The 16,197-nt window shown below is 35.1% G+C and carries 16 protein-coding genes and 1 other RNA gene; 6 read left to right on the top strand and 11 right to left on the bottom strand.

Features of this window, described 5'->3' with window-relative positions; all coding sequences use genetic code 11:
- Position 1: 1 nt before the first annotated feature.
- A complete protein-coding gene (gene gldI / locus P700755_RS02485) occupies positions 2-544 on the bottom strand; it encodes a gliding motility-associated peptidyl-prolyl isomerase GldI (RefSeq protein ID WP_015023179.1) in 543 nt (180 codons plus the stop codon).
- On the bottom strand, positions 541-1,554 hold the full coding sequence (locus tag P700755_RS02480; protein ID WP_015023178.1) for a DHH family phosphoesterase: 1,014 nt from the start codon (positions 1,552-1,554) through the stop codon (positions 541-543). The genes gldI and P700755_RS02480 overlap by 4 nt, the downstream gene beginning before the upstream one ends.
- Before the next feature lie 67 nt (positions 1,555-1,621).
- Here P700755_RS02480 and P700755_RS02475 point away from each other — a divergent pair, with 67 nt between their 5' ends.
- Both P700755_RS02475 and P700755_RS02470 read left to right on the top strand, forming a co-directional pair.
- The gene (locus P700755_RS02475; protein ID WP_015023177.1) at positions 1,622-2,680 is read left to right on the top strand and encodes an alkaline phosphatase D family protein; all 1,059 of its coding nucleotides are present in this window, start codon (positions 1,622-1,624) and stop codon (positions 2,678-2,680) included.
- 65 nt (positions 2,681-2,745) lie between these two features.
- Positions 2,746-3,165, top strand: a complete 420-nt coding sequence (locus P700755_RS02470) for a nucleoside-diphosphate kinase (RefSeq protein ID WP_015023176.1) — start codon at positions 2,746-2,748, stop codon at positions 3,163-3,165.
- Between the two features lie 75 nt (positions 3,166-3,240).
- Here P700755_RS02470 and rny read toward each other — a convergent pair whose 3' ends face one another.
- The 4 genes from rny to P700755_RS02455 all read right to left on the bottom strand — a co-directional run bounded on the left by rny (position 3,241) and on the right by P700755_RS02455 (position 5,596).
- Complete coding sequence (gene rny, locus P700755_RS02465; protein ID WP_015023175.1) at positions 3,241-4,803, bottom strand: ribonuclease Y; 1,563 nt, start codon at positions 4,801-4,803, stop codon at positions 3,241-3,243.
- 45 nt (positions 4,804-4,848) lie between these two features.
- Positions 4,849-4,962, bottom strand: a non-coding RNA gene (gene ssrS, locus P700755_RS18980) — 6S RNA.
- 51 nt (positions 4,963-5,013) lie between these two features.
- The gene (locus P700755_RS02460; RefSeq protein ID WP_015023174.1) at positions 5,014-5,304 is read right to left on the bottom strand and encodes a cell division protein ZapA; all 291 of its coding nucleotides are present in this window, start codon (positions 5,302-5,304) and stop codon (positions 5,014-5,016) included.
- A gap of 1 nt (position 5,305) precedes the next feature.
- Entirely contained in the window at positions 5,306-5,596 is a 291-nt protein-coding gene (locus tag P700755_RS02455; RefSeq protein ID WP_015023173.1) for a hypothetical protein, read from the bottom strand.
- Positions 5,597-5,730: 134 nt separating this feature from the next.
- On the opposite strand from P700755_RS02455, the gene P700755_RS02450 reads away from it, so the two are divergent.
- The 4 genes from P700755_RS02450 to P700755_RS02435 are packed head-to-tail and all read left to right on the top strand — an operon-like array spanning position 5,731 to position 10,970.
- Positions 5,731-6,969, top strand: a complete 1,239-nt coding sequence (locus P700755_RS02450) for a M48 family metallopeptidase (RefSeq protein WP_015023172.1) — start codon at positions 5,731-5,733, stop codon at positions 6,967-6,969.
- 26 nt (positions 6,970-6,995) lie between these two features.
- Positions 6,996-9,215: a RelA/SpoT family protein gene (locus P700755_RS02445; RefSeq protein ID WP_015023171.1), complete on the top strand. Its 2,220-nt coding sequence runs from the start codon at positions 6,996-6,998 to the stop codon at positions 9,213-9,215.
- Positions 9,216-9,233: 18 nt separating this feature from the next.
- On the top strand, positions 9,234-9,695 hold the full coding sequence (locus P700755_RS02440; RefSeq protein ID WP_015023170.1) for a Fur family transcriptional regulator: 462 nt from the start codon (positions 9,234-9,236) through the stop codon (positions 9,693-9,695).
- A gap of 3 nt (positions 9,696-9,698) precedes the next feature.
- The gene (locus tag P700755_RS02435) at positions 9,699-10,970 is read left to right on the top strand and encodes an adenylosuccinate synthase (RefSeq protein WP_015023169.1); all 1,272 of its coding nucleotides are present in this window, start codon (positions 9,699-9,701) and stop codon (positions 10,968-10,970) included.
- On the opposite strand, the gene P700755_RS02430 is transcribed toward P700755_RS02435, so the two are convergent.
- From P700755_RS02430 to P700755_RS02410, 5 genes are read right to left on the bottom strand one after another with little or no spacing between them, the layout of a single operon-like run.
- On the bottom strand, positions 10,967-12,574 hold the full coding sequence (locus P700755_RS02430) for an ArnT family glycosyltransferase (protein WP_015023168.1): 1,608 nt from the start codon (positions 12,572-12,574) through the stop codon (positions 10,967-10,969). The genes P700755_RS02435 and P700755_RS02430 overlap by 4 nt on opposite strands.
- A complete protein-coding gene (locus tag P700755_RS02425; RefSeq protein ID WP_015023167.1) occupies positions 12,567-13,196 on the bottom strand; it encodes a lipid-A-disaccharide synthase N-terminal domain-containing protein in 630 nt (209 codons plus the stop codon). Before P700755_RS02425 ends, P700755_RS02430 begins: the two co-directional genes overlap by 8 nt.
- On the bottom strand, positions 13,190-13,912 hold the full coding sequence (locus P700755_RS02420) for a glycosyltransferase family 2 protein (RefSeq protein ID WP_015023166.1): 723 nt from the start codon (positions 13,910-13,912) through the stop codon (positions 13,190-13,192). Before P700755_RS02420 ends, P700755_RS02425 begins: the two co-directional genes overlap by 7 nt.
- Positions 13,899-14,855 (bottom strand): NAD-dependent epimerase/dehydratase family protein, encoded by a 957-nt coding sequence (locus P700755_RS02415; protein WP_015023165.1) that lies wholly within the window; start codon positions 14,853-14,855, stop codon positions 13,899-13,901. Before P700755_RS02415 ends, P700755_RS02420 begins: the two co-directional genes overlap by 14 nt.
- A 44-nt stretch (positions 14,856-14,899) precedes the next feature.
- A complete protein-coding gene (locus tag P700755_RS02410) occupies positions 14,900-16,195 on the bottom strand; it encodes a DUF3570 domain-containing protein (protein WP_015023164.1) in 1,296 nt (431 codons plus the stop codon).
- Positions 16,196-16,197 lie beyond the last annotated feature (2 nt).

Here is a 16,197-nt window from a genome sequence, read left to right as displayed (position 1 = left end):
GTTATTCAGTTTTTGGTTTTATTTCATTTAAAGTTACAGTAGATTTTAAAGCGACGTGGGTCCCGATCTTATCATTATCGCCATAGTAGCCATAAGCTTGGTGGGAAGGGAATAAAAAAGTAACCGTTTCTCCTTCTTTCATTAACTTTAAGCCTTGACGCAAGCCTGTAAAAATTTCTTCTTTGTCTATTGTGTAAGCGCGTTCCCCAAGTTCTTCTCTAGAATATATGGTGTCACCTTGTAACGTTAATAGGTTATAATTAAATTCAACCTCATCTCCAAAACTTGGTGTGATACTATCCGTTTTGTTTTCTAAATTATAGTAATACCAAAATCCATCGGCAGAACTAATGTACTTATTAGTAGAGTCTGCGTCTATCATCTCCTTAATGTAGGATTCTTCTTTTTTGACTATAGCTTTATTAAGCTTTAAAGATTTTGTTGTAAAACTTTTTGAAGCTCTTGAAACAGGCTTTCTAGGCTCAGGCGATTTACAACTACAAATCATGCAAAAACATAATATCACATATAAGATGCTCTTCATAATAGGTCTTCTTTATAGTGTTTCAATGTAGTTTCAAATTCAGCTAAGGTAGATTTCAAATCTAAATCGCTTTTGCCTCCTGCTGCATTATTGTGTCCACCGCCGCTAAAATGCTTTCTAGCAAAGGCATTAACGTTAAAGTCACCAATTGATCTTAATGATATTTTAATAATATTTTCAGCTTTATTTTCAATAAATATAACTGCAAACTTAATACCTTTTATCGATAAGCCATAATTTACAAAACCTTCTGTATCTCCTTTTTTGAAGTGATTTAAATTTAAATCCTCTTGAGATAGAAAGATGTAGGCCGTATTTAACTCTTCAACGACTTTTAGGTTATTGAGAGCTACTCCCAAAAGGTGAAGTCGGCTTATGTTGTTATTGTCATAGATATGTTGATGGATTTGACTGTTATCAGCGCCAGCATCTATCAAGTTTGCAATAATTCTATGGGTCTCACTAGTTGTAGATGGAAACCTGAAGGACCCTGTGTCTGTCATAATTCCAGTATATAAACAACTGGCCACATCAGCGCTTACAGAGGTGTTTGGATATTGAGAAGTGATAAATTCATAAACCAATTCGCAAGTAGAGGCGATTTGAGTGTTTACTAGCATATAGTCTGCATAGTCTGATGGTTCTTGATGGTGGTCTATCATCACAAACGTAGCTTTCAAGTCCCTTAGGAAATCCCCTAAACTTCCAACTCTATTTAAGTGATTAAAATCCAGCGTAAAAATAAAATCTGAAGCTTCTAACCTAGCTTTACATTCTGCTTCTTTGGAGTCGTAACACAAAATGTCTTGATTATTTGGTAACCATTTTAAAAAATCTGGATAAGTGTTTGGCATGATGACTTGGGAGGGAATCTCAAGTTGTTTAAGAAACAGATGCAAGGCCAATGAGGACCCTAAAGCATCTCCATCTGGATTCTTATGACTAATAATACTGATTTTGGAAGTGGGATTCAGTTGATCTTTTAAGCCTTCCAATGTGTTTTTTCTCATAGAATTCAAATGTACAAATTCTTAATAATGAAGTAACACAGGAATCCCTAGTTTTGAAAAAAATATAATGATGAAAAAAATACATTGGATTCTTACTTTAGCAGTGATCTTGTTTGCATCGTGTAAACCGAACACCAGTGATAAAAAAACAGAAAGCGAACCTATTGAAATTCAACCTAAAACCTTTAGAATAGCCATTGGCAGTTGCAATCGTCAAGATTTACCTCAAGAGTATTGGTCTATTATAGAGAAAGATTCGGCAGATATCTTTGTGTGGGGTGGGGATAATATTTATGCAGACACGCCAAACATGGATCTTATGGGAGAAAAATACGACAGCATAAAGTCAGATCCCTATTACCAATCTTTTATAAAGAGCTTACCAAATGCTCCTTTAGGAGTTTGGGACGATCATGACTACGGCAAAAACGATGCGGGTAAAGAATGGCCTTACAAAGAGGAGGCAAAAGAACTTTTTTTAGATTTTTTGGATATCGATTCAACCCAAGCTGTGGCCAATAGAGGCGGAACTTATTATTCTAAAGTTATTGCTTTAGGTAACAAATCGATCAAATTTTACATGCTGGATAGTCGATACTTTAGAGATGGATTGGTCAAGGCTGAGGTGCCTGGTAAAAGATATCAACCGCATACCTCTAAAGATTCTTCGCTTTTAGGCGAGCAACAATGGCGATGGCTAGAGAATGAGTTTAAAAGTTCGAAGGCTAATTTTAATATTATTGTGAGCAGCATTCAGTTTTTATCCAGCGAGCATGGCTTTGAAACTTGGGGTAACTTCCCGAATGAAATTGAAAAAATGCAAAACTTATGGCTCGAGTATCCCCTTCAAAATATTTTTCTTTTAAGTGGTGACAGGCATATTTCAGAGTTTTCCCAAAAGAAAATTGACGGCCTAGCTTATCCTTTAACCGACTTTACGTCCAGTGGTCTAACGCATTCTTATAGTAGTTATAGTGGTGAGCCTAATCAATATAGAGTAGGCGAGGTTGTTGCACAAACAAGTTATGGTATTATAGATCTAAACTTGGTCACTGAAGAAGCTGAACTGAGAATTAAATCTACTACAGATGGACATACAATTAGTGAACTGCACCTAGACTTCTAATGTTATCAAATGATTTGTATATCTTTTGAAATGATTACTTTTGCACGAAAATAAAATAAATTACAATGGCAGGAACTAAAACATTCACTATGCTTAAGCCAGATGCAATATCTAAAGGCTATATTGGTGATATCCTTAAACAAATTACAGGCTCAGGTTTTAAAATTGTAGCGCTTAAAATGACGCACATGACCACAAATGATGCTAAAGCTTTTTATGAAGTTCATAAAGAACGTCCTTTTTACGGTGAGCTTGTAGACTATATGACCAGTGGTCCAGTTGTTTCAGCAATTCTTGAAAAAGAAAATGCTGTAGATGATTTTAGAACCTTAATTGGGGCGACCAATCCTGATGAAGCTGCAGAAGGTACGATTCGTAAAAACTATGCGACGTCTATAAGCGAAAATGCAATTCACGGAAGTGATAGTGATGAAAACGCTACGATTGAAAGCAATTTTCATTTTGCAGGAAGAGAGCAATTCTAATACGTTATATGTCTTGATTAAAAAAGGGCTGTTTCGAAAGAAACAGCCCTTTTTTAATTATCGTTATCTAGTTGCTTATTTAGCAATATTAATAGCTCTAGTCTCCCTAATAACCGTAATCTTCACTTGACCTGGATATGTCATATCGGTTTGAATTTTTTGGGAAATTTCAAACGAAAGGGCAGAAGCTTTTTCGTCGTTTACCTTTTCACTTTCCACAATAACCCGCAATTCTCTACCAGCTTGAATAGCATAAGCTTTTTTAACCCCTCCAAATCCGAAGGCAATTTCTTCAAGATCTTTTAGACGCTTTACGTAAGAGTCTAGAACCTGGCGTCTAGCTCCTGGCCTAGCTCCGCTTATGGCATCACATACCTGTACAATAGGGGAGAGAAGGGAAGTCATTTCTATCTCGTCGTGGTGAGCACCAATGGCATTACAAATTTCTGGTTTCTCTCCAAATTTTTCTGCCAATTGCATTCCTAATATAGCGTGAGGAAGTTCTGTTTCTGTTTCGGGTACTTTACCAATGTCATGAAGAAGACCAGCACGTTTGGCTAGTTTCGGGTTAAGCCCAAGTTCTGAAGCCATAATGCCACAAAGCTTAGCCACTTCTCTAGAGTGTTGGAGTAAATTTTGACCATAAGAAGATCTATATTTCATTCGGCCTACCATCTTTACTAGTTCTGGGTGTAAGCCATGTATGCCTAAATCAATAATAGTTCGTTTCCCTATGTCTATAATTTCTTCGTCTATCGACTTTCTTGTTTTCTTTACGACTTCTTCGATTCTGGCAGGATGAATTCTACCATCAGTTACCAATTTGTGTAAAGAGAGTCTCGCAATTTCACGACGTATGGAGTCAAAGCAAGATAAAATGATAGCTTCTGGAGTATCATCAACAATTATTTCTACACCAGTTGCAGCTTCAATTGCCCTAATATTTCTTCCTTCACGACCAATAATTCTACCTTTAACATCGTCGCTCTCAAGGTTAAAGACAGAAACGCAGTTGTCTATAGCTTCTTCCGTCCCCACCCTTTGAATAGTGTTAATGACAATTTTCTTGGCTTCTTGTTGAGCGGTGAGTTTAGCTTCTTCTACCGTGTCTTGAATCATTTGCATCGATTCAGCTTTTGCGGTCTCTTTAAGAGATTCCATAAGTTGGGCTTTTGCATCTTCAGCGCTAAGTCCACTTACCACTTCTAGTTGATTGATTTTACGTTGTAGAATCGTATCAATTTCTTCTTGCCTTTTCTCTAGGTATTCAGTTCTGTAGGAGTAATCTTTGAGTTTTTCTTCAACTTCAGCATTTAATTTTTTAGTTTTTGAGAGCTCATTAGAAATTTGAGATTCTTTGTCTTTCGTTCTTTTTTCAGCTTCATTAATTTTCTTATCCCTAGAAAGAATTACTTTTTCATGTTCAGATTTAAGCTCTATAAATTTTTCTTTAGCCTGAAGGATTTTATCTTTTTTGATATTCACCCCTTCTTTCTCAGCTTCTTTTAAGAGTTTATTGGCTTCTTTTTCAGCTGTTTTTACAGTCCCTGTTGCACTTTTGCTATCTATGGCTTTTGATATTAAAAATCCTATGATAAGGCCAGCTATAGCTGCTATTATAATAAATGTTATATCCATAATTATATATATAAAAAAAAGCCTGTACTAGCCTAGTTTTGTATAAAACTCCGTGTAAACAGGTTTAGGGATACCCAGCTGATCAAGGATCCGCTGCACCGAAGTGGCGGCTTGCTTTAGCAACTGAAACTCACCCTTTTTAAATAGTAAATGTTGAGTTTATCAAAAAGGTACGACTAATACAGGCAGTGTCGATTTATGTAATGAACGTTAGTTTAACTGCTCTTTTATCATCTCACTCAGTTCTACAAGCTTTGTTTCGGCTTCTTGTAATTCTGAAGTAGAGGACAATTGATTTTGTTCAATTTCAGCAGCAAATTGTAAAGCGCTCATCGCCAAGACATCTTGTTTGTCTCTTACTGCATAATCTTGTTCAAATTTCTTAATAACTTCATTTATTCGTTTGGCTGCTTTTCTTAAGCCTTCTTCCTGTTCAGGTCTTATATTGAGCGGATAAACTCTATCAGCAATCGATAATTTTATTTTTAGTTTATCTCCCATTTTATTCAGCCAATTGAATAATGCAATTATCTATTTCTTTAATTAAACTATTTATTTTTAGTTTTGTTTCTCTTTTGTACTCGGTACTGCCTAGCAGTGCGTTGGCTGTTCTAAGTGTTTTATTTTCTTTTTGAAGCATCTCTATTTTCGAATTTAATTCAGAAATAGAATTGCTTTCAGAATCAAATTGGGTAACTAAAGTCTTGTATTTAACTTTTAAACCTTGATGTTCAAAGATTAATTTTTTCAAATTATCTTCTAAAAATCTGATGCTTTCTACCAATTTACTCATCTACAATCTTCGCATTGCTATGAAGCAAATTTAGCATCAATTAATGAATAAGGCAACCCTGTTGGCTAAAAATTCAAAATCAATTTCTAGACTAGATTCAATTCACATGAATTAAATTTGCTTAAAATTATAAAATGACCTCAGAATTTATTTTTTATCTCATTGTTGGTGTTCTGGTTTTCAATTTCATTCTGGAAACAACTCTAGATTGCCTAAACGCCTCTAGATTTGATGCTCAGCTTCCTGAAGGCTTAAGAAATTTATACGACAAAGAGGACTACTTAAAGTCACAAGCCTATAAAAAAGATAAATTTAAGTTCGGTACTCTCCAGTCTATTTTATCTATTACTTTAATTCTGGTCTTTCTAAGCCTGGAAGGTTTTGGATTTGTTAATGAAATCGCTCACCGTCTTTTTGATAATCCCATTTTAGTTTCGCTTTCTTTTTTATTCATCCTCTTTTTGGGTGAAGAACTTATAAGTACTCCATTCGACTATTACTTCACCTTTAAAATCGAAGAGCGCTATGGATTCAATACCTCTACTCAGCGCCTATTTTGGTTGGATAAGCTTAAGTCCCTCTTTATTGTATTAACTTTAGGAGGAATTATCTTAGGTCTAATCTTAATAGTTTATTCTGCCGTGGGTCCCGATTTCTGGTGGTACGCTTGGATTTTAATTGCGTTATTTTCTTTTTTTATGAATATGTTCTACGCTAAACTTATAGTTCCCTTATTTAATAAACAAACTCCGCTTGAAGAAGGAGAGCTAAGGTCGCAAATCCAAGATTATGCTTCTTCTATGAATTTTAATTTGAAAAATATCTTCGTAATCGACAGTTCTAAGAGAAGTCAGAAAGCCAATGCTTACTTTTCAGGATTTGGAAATGAAAAACGAATCACACTCTTTGATACTTTAATTAAGGACCTTGACATCAAAGAAATTGTGGCTGTTCTAGCTCATGAAGTTGGACATTATAAAAAGCATCACATCATCTTAAATCTTTTTGTGTCTTTAATCTCTTCGGGGTTCATGCTTTGGTTATTTTCTTTTTTTATAGAAGAGCCTGTTTTATCTCAAGCTCTAGGTATTGAGCTGCCGAGCTTTCATGTAGGTTTAGTAGTTTTCAGTTTTTTATATGCTCCTATTTCCCTAGTGACTGGCTTATTGACAAATCACCTATCCCGGGTTTTTGAATTTCAGGCAGATGATTTTGCTAGCTTTACCTATTCTGGGGACTTCTTAAGTTCTGCTTTAAAAAAGCTGTCTAAGAAAAGCCTCAGTAATTTAACCCCTCATCCAGCCTATGTGTTTTTTCATTTCTCACACCCATCTTTGAAAGAAAGATTGAAAAATTTAAAAAATAAATCGTAATTTTATTTTAATTAGAGCCGAAAGCTATGGAGATCACAGATGCGTATTTAGCGCAAGAAAGCAAAGAAATTGCCAAAGAATATAAGGAGCTTTTGCGCATTAGCTACAGGACTTTAAGTTCTGAAGATAAAATACTAATCCGAAAAGCTTTTGAAACAGCAGTTGAGGCCCACAAAGATCAGCGTCGAAAATCTGGGGAGGCTTATATATTTCACCCTATAGCTGTTGCCAAAATTGTAGCTCATGAAATAGGGCTAGATGCTACCTCAATAGCCTCTGCTTTGCTTCATGATGTAGTGGAAGACACAAAGTACTCTCTTACAGATATCGAACAAATGTTTGGGGAGGTTGTGGCTAGAATCGTTGATGGATTGACTAAGATTTCCAGTCTTAAAAAAGATGGCGATATCTCTATGCAAGCAGAAAACTTTAGGAAAATGTTGCTGACTTTGAATGATGATATTCGTGTCATTATTATAAAAATTGCAGATCGACTTCATAATATGCAAACTATGGATGCTATGCGTCCAGATAAGCAGGTTAAAATTGCCAGTGAAACCTTATTTATTTATGCGCCTCTGGCTCACAGAATCGGGTTGTACAATATCAAAACTCAACTTGAAGATTTAAGTTTAAAGTATACTGAGCCTGAAGTTTATCATGATATAAATGATAAACTTCAGGAAAGTAAAGAACAACAAGATCAATATATACATGACTTTTCCAAGATTGTTTTAACTGCTTTAGAAAAAGAAGATTTAGAAGTAGAGGTAAGAGGAAGACCAAAGTCTATCTACTCTATTCGAAAAAAAATAGTAGCTCAAAACATTTCTTTCGAAGAAATCTACGACAAGTTTGCCATTAGAATCATTTATAAATCCAATCCAGAAAATGAAAAATTCATAGCTTGGAAGATATATTCTATAGTCACAGATTATTTTAGGCCTAATCCAACTCGGCTACGGGATTGGATTTCTTCTCCAAAAACTACGGGTTATGAAGCTCTCCACATCACTATTATGGGGCCAAAAGGAAAATGGGTAGAGGTACAGATTAGGAGTGAGCGCATGAATGAAATCGCAGAAAAAGGGTATGCTGCTCATTATAAGTATAAACATAAAAGTGAAGCTCAAGATGAGCAAGGCTTAGATTTATGGCTTAATAGGTTACAAGAGGCATTAGAGAATAATGAAATGAATGCTGTTGATTTTGTGGAGCAGTTTAAACTTAATCTATACTCCAAAGAAATATTTGTGTTCACCCCCCAAGGTGACCTTAAATCCCTACCCAAGGGTTCTACTGTGCTCGATTTTGCTTTTGCCATTCATACCGACATCGGCTACACAACCCGTGGAGCTAAAGTTAATGGAAAGATTGTGGCCTTAAGTCGTGTCTTAAAAAGTGGTGATCAGGTAGAAATAATTACATCTTCAACCGCCAAGCCTACCAAAAACTGGTTGGACTATGCCACTACCGCCAGAGCAAGGACTAAAATTAAGTCTGCCTTACGAGAAAAACGCAAGCTAGTTGCTGAAGAAGGGAAAGAGATTTTAAGACGAAAACTGAAGTCTCAGCGTATAAGTCTCAACGAAAGAGCCATTAACGAAATGATTGTCTTCTTTAAATTAAAAACCAGTCTAGACTTATTTTATAGAGTAGGCATTGGGGCTATAGATAACAAACAAATAAAGGATTTTGCATCTTCCAGAAGCAACGCTTTGTTGTCGTTTTTCAAAAATAAAATACGACGTTCGCCCCAAAAGGGTAGTTTAATAGACCAAGATGATGTATCGAGTAATTACGATCAACTTGTCTTTGGAGATGATGAACAAAAGCTAGACTATAAACTTTCAGCTTGTTGTAGCCCAATACCAGGAGATGAAGTTTTTGGCTTTACAACCATAAAAGATGGGATTAAAATTCATAAGAAGAACTGTCCAAATGCTATTCAACTTCAAAGTAATTATGCTTACAGAATACTTAAGGCCAGATGGATAGACTCTAGTCAAGAAGAATTTAGTGCCACACTTAAACTCACTGGAATAGACGATCTTGGTCTAGTAAGTATGATCACAAATGAGATTTCAAAAAATCTCCACGTCAATATTCTCAGTATTAGTTTTACAAGTAACGATTCCATTTTTGAAGGAAAAATGGTGGTAAAAGTTAAGAATTTATCTATATTGAATAAACTTATCGAAAGATTAGAAAAAATCGATGGAATCGATAAGGTTAAGCGTCAATAAAAGTCTATTTTTGTAAATATGATAAATAAAGAGAATTTAAAAAACGATTTAGCGGTTGTAAAAAACGTTTTTACTAAATTTTTAGAAGATAATGGTCATCGTAAAACTCCAGAACGATTTGCTATCCTTCAGGAAATTTATGAAAGTGACGATCATTTTGATATTGAGTCTTTATATATTAAAATGAAAACTAAAAACTATAGAGTCAGCAGAGCAACTTTATACAATACTATAGATTTACTGTTGGATTGTGGACTAGTGAGAAAGCACCAATTTGGTAAAAATCAAGCTCAGTACGAAAAATCTTACTTCGATAAACAGCATGATCATGTGATCTTATCAGATACTGGAGAAGTTATTGAATTTTGCGATCCAAGGATTGAATCTATTAAAAAAACGATTGAAGAGGTGTTTGATATTTCAATAGAACGCCATTCATTATATTTCTATGGAACAAAGAACCAACCAAAGACAGATTAAAACATGGCAGTAGACTTACTACTAGGACTTCAATGGGGAGATGAAGGCAAAGGAAAAATTGTAGATTATCTTACCAAAAATTATAATATTATAGCAAGATTTCAAGGAGGCCCAAATGCCGGGCATACTTTGGAATTTGATGGTATCAAACATGTACTCCATACAATTCCTTCTGGAATTTTTCATAAAGAGGCCATAAATGTTGTGGGTAACGGAGTTGTTATCGATCCTGTTATTTTTCAAAAAGAGTTGACGGCCTTATCAAAATTCAATATTGATTTTAAGAAAAACCTGTTAATCTCTAGGAAAGCTCATATCATTCTTCCTACCCACAGACTGCTAGATGCAGCTTCTGAAACTTCTAAAGGGAAAGCTAAAATTGGCTCGACTCTTAAAGGAATTGGTCCAACTTACATGGATAAAACAGGTCGTAACGGAATACGAATTGGCGATTTGGAATTGGATTCTTGGAAAGACAAGTACAGACAGTTAGCCAATAAGCATCAAGATCTCATTGAATTTTACAACGTAGATGTACAATATAATTTAAAGGAGCTAGAGCATGAATTTTTTGAAGCCGTTGAGGCTATCAAATCACTTACCTTCATAGATTCTGAAGACTATTTACACAATGCACAAACCAATAATCAAACTATCTTGGCTGAAGGTGCTCAGGGGTCTTTACTAGATATTGATTTTGGAACTTATCCATTCGTCACTTCATCCAACACAACTGCTGCTGGAGCATGTACAGGTTTGGGTATTGCGCCTAATAAAATTAAGGATGTATATGGAATTTTTAAAGCTTATACTACTCGAGTAGGAAGTGGTCCTTTCCCTACCGAACTATTTGATGCTGATGGTGCTAGAATGGCCAAAGTTGGAAACGAATTTGGAGCTACAACAGGTAGGCCAAGACGTTGTGGGTGGTTAGATCTTGTAGCCTTGAAATATGCTGTTCAGGTCAATGGTGTGACTGAACTTATTATGATGAAGGCCGATGTTTTAAGTGGTTTTAAAACCTTAAAAGTCTGTACCGCTTATAATTACAAAGGAAAAGAAATTTCACACTTGCCTTTCAATATAGAGCCAGAAAACGTGACACCTATCTATAAGTCATTTAAAGGATGGCAAGCGGATATTTCATCTGGAGATAATTTCGAAAAATTACCACAAACCTTGAAAGATTATGTGGCCTATATCGAAGAGAGTGTTGGGGTTAAAATAAGTATTGTTTCTGTGGGACCAGACCGAACTGAGACCATTTTACGTTAATTCTTTCGTTTTAAGGTGTACAGGTAAGTTACTTTGCGACCACGATGCTTATAGTCTTCAGCGCTCTTAAAGTAATTCCTGTCGTAAGTTTTTACCGATTTAATCTCATATTCCGAGGGAATTTGTTTTTTGAATTCTTCCATATACCCATTTTCCACAATCACCTGAACGTTATGTTGTGACGGGAAGCTCTTAGAAAAATCAAGTGGTTGTGAAACTCTATTAGAGTCCCAAATCACCTCAGGCTGAATCGATTTGTAGTAATAAAGATGACTTTGTTGAAGCTCTGCTGACGTTAAGGTGTTGTACTTATCATTTTGTTTGAAAAATTGAATGCCGTAAATCCCCACACTTGTGACCACCATTATTAAAAGAATATTGGATACAAACAGCACCTTGCTTTTTAGTGGGCTGTAGTTAAAAAAGATGACTGCTGAAATAGCAAACATCAAGGCGACTAAAGTATAATACCAAATCCAAAATGAAGTGGTTCTTACTTCTATAATCAAGGGAATGGCAACCACCGAAATTCCAATACAGAAAATTAAAACATAGTGGAATTTCATAGCAATTCTGCTCACGATATCCATTTTTTTAGTTCTAAACTGATAAAGTAAAACTTGAGCTAGATTCAAGGCTAAAGGAATTAATACGGGAACTAAATATCGGGATTTCTTTTCTGGAATAATCGATAATAAAACTACTGCTAGAACAGTCCATAGCCAACTGAACTTATACAGTTTTTTGTTATCCACTTTAGATTTAAAATAAGGATAAGCTAAACTAATAAGTGCGGGAACAGTCCATATTCCCGATTGAATGAAAAAACTCCAATAATAATAAAAGGGTCTAACATTATAACTCGACCAGTTGGAGGTTTCTTGAGCTGCAATTTCTGTAAAAACTTTAGGATCTGCTAATCTTACATACAAATACCATGTAGCTCCCAAGGCAATACCTAAGAGTAAAGTCGAAATGCTAATTATGATCGCTTTTTTTGAAGAGGAATATGCGATAAAGTAAGCAATTATAAAAGGGAGAAAGAGCGCATATAAACTAACGGGGCCTTTGGATAATACTGAAATGCCTATGCCTAAAATCGCAAGAAAACTATAAAGTAGGCTTTTGGTTGAAGATTGAATGGCTTTAGTCATAAAGAGTAAGCCTGCAATCATAAATGCATGAGTGTAGGTATCGGAAGGTGCTTCAAACCGAATAGCGATATAGTAGAAGGAGGTGGAAAGAACCAATGAGGCAATAAGGGCTATTTTTTTGGTTTTTGCTAAACTTTTAAAGAGGTAGTAGCTAAAGAGAACTCCTAAAGTTGCTACGATACTCGAGGGCAACCGATATAGAAAAACCGATTTAATGTCAAATTGGCTAAACATGGTAGTAAACCATGCAGGAAAGGGCGGCTTTTCATAACGAGGTATAGCATTCATGGTTGTCAATAACCAATTATTTTCAGTAAGCATTTCTCTGGCAACATTAAAGTTTCTCGCTTCCATAATACTGACTGGAAGTACGCTCAAGTTGAAGAAAAATAAAATCACACATACTATGATGAGAGTGATGACAGGATATTTATAAATAAGTTTAAGCATGTTCCCGTTTTAAAAGATAAAGGTTTCTAGTGTAAATGATAATTCCAAAGCTATGACCTACTATCAAAACAGGGTCGCTTCTTAAAATTCCGTAAACCAAAATAAGTAAAGATCCCAGTAAGCTTAAAATCCAAAACCCGCTGGGTAACTTCGATAATTTTAAACGTTCAGAATACAACCATTGATAAATAAAACGAAAGGTGAAAATAAGTTGACTTACAATCCCAAGCCATAAGAGTTGGTTTGAAAAGCCATTGTCTACCAATAGATTATTAATATCAAAGGTGTTATTGTTATAATAGTAAATTACAACGGCTAAAGGAAAAAGCAGCAAGAAAACCCTAGACACTACTGGGAATTTATGCCACTGATTTTGGAGTTGAATGTTTCGGATATATATAAAATAAGTTAGACTTTGACCTAACATAATAGAAAAATCATTTCTTAGATAGCCGTAGACAAACAAGAGAAAAGAAGCCATTAAACTTATCTGCCAAAAATAACGTGGGGCAATCACTTTCTTTTGCTTTTCTGAACTCACCCATTGATAAAAGGTTCTACTGGAAAAAAGTAACTGCGCTGCAAAACCAATGGCATAAATCACGATGGATGAACTTAGCATGATTTAGACTCTATTTTGTAATTGATATATTTTTTCTTCATCCACAGATATGCAAAACAATCCGTTAAAGGCCCTACAAGTCGATTGATTAAACCAAAATTTGCTGTTCCAGCTATTCTGGGAAAATGTCTCACATCTACTTGTTTTACCGTTCCATTTTGAAGTAAAATCATAGCAGGTAAAAACCGATGTAAACCTCTGAACATTGGAATGTTTTGAGCATAACTTGTTTTTATGATTTTTAAAGGACAACCAGTATCGTCCATACCATCTTGAGTAAATAGGCGCCTTATTCCATTTGCTATAGTTGAACTCAAATTTTTGACCATACTATCTTTTCTGTTTTTAGATCTATTTCCAGTTACCAAATCATACTCTTGGGCATGTTCTAAAAGAAGGTCGAAGTCTTCTGGGTGAGTTTGTAAATCCGCATCGATATATCCGGTTAACTCTGTGGTTACGTGATCGAATCCTGCTTTTATAGCAGTACTTAATCCATAATTTTTATTGAAGTTGAGGTATTGAAAACAATCGTTTTCTTCACATAATTGTTTTATGATGTTCAAGCTTTCATCTTTAGAACCATCATTTACAAACAGCAGTTTCATTTTATGATTTGACTGCTTAAAATAGGCCCTAAATACATCAGCAAGTCTATGCAAATTTTCAGCTTCATTATAAACGGGGACAATAATGGTTAATTTAAAATTCTCCATGGTCTTCAATGGTCGTTTTAAACCAATCGATCTGGTGTTGAATACCTTTTTCTAAATCGGTTTTAGGGTTATAGCCGAATAAATTTCGTGCTTTAGTAATATTCGCAACAGTTTCTTTTTGGTCAGATTCCCGTGCTGGCTTTAATTCAATTGAAATATGTTTTTTTAATAATTTTTCTACGTATAAGATCCCTTGCTCTGTAGTTTCCTGTTTGTGATGGCCTATGTTTATAATTTCCAAATTGGTTAATTTTTGTTTTTTCAAACATAAATAGATGCCATTAACAATGTCTTCAACATAAGTAAAACTTCGCTTATGTTGCTTACTCCCCTCAAACAAAGGAAATTGAGTATTGTTTAAACTAGCTTTAATAAGCTTGGTGTATAGCTTGTCGGGTCGTTCTCTTGGTCCATATACTGAATACAAGCGCAATGAACAGGCTCTGAATTCTTTTTTTCTGGCTTCAGCAAGAACGAGCTGTTCTGCCGCGAGTTTGGTAACACCATAGTATGAAGTTGGTTGAGGAACTGCCTTTTCACTTTTAGTGGCATAATCTCCATAAACGGATGAGGTTGAAATATTTATGAATTGAATGAAAGACTTTTGTTTTTTCGTAAACTCAATGAGCTTCTGGGTCGCAACCACGTTATTAGTTAGATAACTATCAAAACTGCTCGTTGCCGAAATCCCAGGTTGAGCAGCAAAATGAATAATGAATCGATAATCTTTTTCTAGTCTGTCATAAAAGGTGTCGTTTCGTAAATCGCCTTCGATAACGGAAATCCCTTTTTTAATAAGATTATCTGCATTTATCTTTTTCAGCTTAACAGAATAGTAAGGGTTGAAGTTATCCACACCTTCAACTTCATACCCTTTTTTATTAAGGTATTCGGCCATATGCGAGCCGATAAAACCTGCAATACCGGTAATTAAAACTTTCATTTAAAACAATTTAAAAATCAATCAAATTTGATCATTTAAGAATGCTAGTTTGCTACGAAATTAAAACTGAGCGACGTAATGTTTGCATTAAAATTCTGAGTAGTCCGCTCGTAATAATTGTATTCTAGATTTATGCTTTTCAAACCAAAGCCACCAATGTTTAATTTATTTAAAGGATCATAGTACTTAAAGCCTATGCCATATTGATGGGCATCATATTCTGCCAAGTCATAATCTGAAGTATAAAATTCTTGTGTTGAAACTATAGTATTGTATTCTCCAAAATCGTTTGCTGCGGTTTGTGTATAGTAACGGTACATAGGATAAAGTGTATAATTCAATCCTAGTTTTATAGGTAGTTCTGCTTTAAAGGTATGTGAATCTATTCCCCAATCATCTGTGTAAAAACGATAATACGTTCTTAAAATGAAATTTTGATTCAAGTAAAAATTAGTACGGTTACCCAAGGCTATTTTTGTACGTGTATCTGGTAAACGCTCAATATCGTTTCCTAAAGTAAAGTTCTCGACCATTGTATCTTCAAAATCTCCAAAATAGACACGTTGATGCGGTGTAGATAGCAAGCCGTTTTGAAGAACTACATCTCCTATAAAAGACGTTTGAATAGATTTTGAAAGAATTTGTGAAAGACTTACTCCAATACTATAAGAGTTCCTACTCTCATCTTGAAATTGTGTATAATTACTTGAGAAATTTGGATTTCCACTAAAGGAATAATCAGATAAATTGAAACCTTCTCTAAATTCAATAGGATATTGCGGTCTCCATGAATCAAAATAAGCGTTGACATTAAGTTGTAATTCAGTGTTTTTTTCGTTGAATAGTTTGGTGATACTCCCTCCAAAACCAATCGAGCTGTAGTCGTATTCATTGGCAAAAGAAACATTTCCACTTATGATGGTATTTCGGTCGTCTGATGAATGTGCATAATTGGCGGTTAGACCAAACCAAGTATCTTGTTCTGACGCTCCCGATGAGGCCACAAATGGGTCTGCAGGTTGTGGACCATCAAAAGGATCAATATTGCTAGAAGAGGCTGAAGTATATGCAGAAACGGTTGCATCTACAGTCAAAACATCATCATCGTTTAAAGGAATAGATATGTTGATGGATGGGGCAATATCAGTTAATTCTTCTGTGCCTCGACCTCCTGTAACAGCAGCATTTTCGCCATCCTGAGTATAATAACTGGACAATAAGTTGACTTCTACCGACTCTAGTACTCGTTTTTTATACTCAGTGGGTTCTTCTTCTTGTGCCATTATATGTCCTGAAACAAGTAGTAAGACGATGCTATAAAAAGTTATGTATTTCTTCATAT

Origin of the sequence: Psychroflexus torquis ATCC 700755 (genome assembly GCF_000153485.2) — a bacterium.
Classification (GTDB): Bacteria; Bacteroidota; Bacteroidia; order Flavobacteriales; family Flavobacteriaceae; genus Psychroflexus; species Psychroflexus torquis.
The sequence above is the reverse complement of the archived record's forward strand: the minus strand, read 5'-3'. Positions and strand labels throughout refer to the sequence as shown.

Bases quoted from the DNA above. Each gene is read 5' to 3' on its own strand.
- P700755_RS02475 (WP_015023177.1), top strand. From the start codon at position 1,622: ATGATGAAAAAAATACATTGGATTCTTACTTTAGCAGTGATCTTGTTT.
- P700755_RS02430 (WP_015023168.1), bottom strand. From the start codon at position 12,574: ATGCTTAAACTTATTTATAAATATCCTGTCATCACTCTCATCATAGTA.
- P700755_RS02480 (WP_015023178.1), bottom strand. From the start codon at position 1,554: ATGAGAAAAAACACATTGGAAGGCTTAAAAGATCAACTGAATCCCACT.
- P700755_RS02450 (WP_015023172.1), top strand. From the start codon at position 5,731: ATGACCTCAGAATTTATTTTTTATCTCATTGTTGGTGTTCTGGTTTTC.
- P700755_RS02455 (WP_015023173.1), bottom strand. From the start codon at position 5,596: ATGAGTAAATTGGTAGAAAGCATCAGATTTTTAGAAGATAATTTGAAA.
- P700755_RS02440 (WP_015023170.1), top strand. From the start codon at position 9,234: ATGATAAATAAAGAGAATTTAAAAAACGATTTAGCGGTTGTAAAAAAC.
- P700755_RS02445 (WP_015023171.1), top strand. From the start codon at position 6,996: ATGGAGATCACAGATGCGTATTTAGCGCAAGAAAGCAAAGAAATTGCC.
- P700755_RS02420 (WP_015023166.1), bottom strand. From the start codon at position 13,912: ATGGAGAATTTTAAATTAACCATTATTGTCCCCGTTTATAATGAAGCT.
- gldI (WP_015023179.1), bottom strand. From the start codon at position 544: ATGAAGAGCATCTTATATGTGATATTATGTTTTTGCATGATTTGTAGT.
- rny (WP_015023175.1), bottom strand. From the start codon at position 4,803: ATGGATATAACATTTATTATAATAGCAGCTATAGCTGGCCTTATCATA.
- P700755_RS02415 (WP_015023165.1), bottom strand. From the start codon at position 14,855: ATGAAAGTTTTAATTACCGGTATTGCAGGTTTTATCGGCTCGCATATG.
- P700755_RS02425 (WP_015023167.1), bottom strand. From the start codon at position 13,196: ATGCTAAGTTCATCCATCGTGATTTATGCCATTGGTTTTGCAGCGCAG.
- P700755_RS02460 (WP_015023174.1), bottom strand. From the start codon at position 5,304: ATGGGAGATAAACTAAAAATAAAATTATCGATTGCTGATAGAGTTTAT.
- P700755_RS02435 (WP_015023169.1), top strand. From the start codon at position 9,699: ATGGCAGTAGACTTACTACTAGGACTTCAATGGGGAGATGAAGGCAAA.
- P700755_RS02410 (WP_015023164.1), bottom strand. From the start codon at position 16,195: ATGAAGAAATACATAACTTTTTATAGCATCGTCTTACTACTTGTTTCA.
- P700755_RS02470 (WP_015023176.1), top strand. From the start codon at position 2,746: ATGGCAGGAACTAAAACATTCACTATGCTTAAGCCAGATGCAATATCT.